At 50.4% G+C, this 278-nt stretch carries 1 protein-coding gene; it reads left to right on the forward strand.

Annotation, left to right across the window (positions count from 1 at the left end; translation table 11 throughout):
• Positions 1-42: 42 nt before the first annotated feature.
• Positions 43-278, forward strand: a 236-nt coding sequence (locus LZP96_RS24095; protein ID WP_214517599.1) for a DUF134 domain-containing protein, incomplete at its 3' end; no start/stop codon positions are given.

The raw sequence follows: 278 nt of genomic DNA on the forward strand, positions 1-278 counted from the left end.
GGCCGCCCTGCGGATACCTGTTTTAAGCCCAATGCGCGACCGATGAGCCAGCTTGAACATGTTCATTTAAAAGAAGATGAGTTTGAAGCGTTACGGCTGGTCGATTTACTGGGCATGCAACAGCAGGAAGCGGCTGTTGCAATGGGGGTTTCAAGGCAGACACTGGCCAATGTCCTGAAAGCAGCCCGTTTTAAGGTTGTGGACTGTCTCACTCAGGGCAAGGCCTTAATAATGCACTCTGAAAGGGAAGGAGTTACACAAGATGATCACAGCCATTC

The sequence above is a fragment of the Huaxiibacter chinensis genome (assembly GCF_022171985.1).
In the GTDB taxonomy this organism is placed as follows: Bacteria; Pseudomonadota; Gammaproteobacteria; order Enterobacterales; family Enterobacteriaceae; genus Enterobacter; species Enterobacter chinensis_A.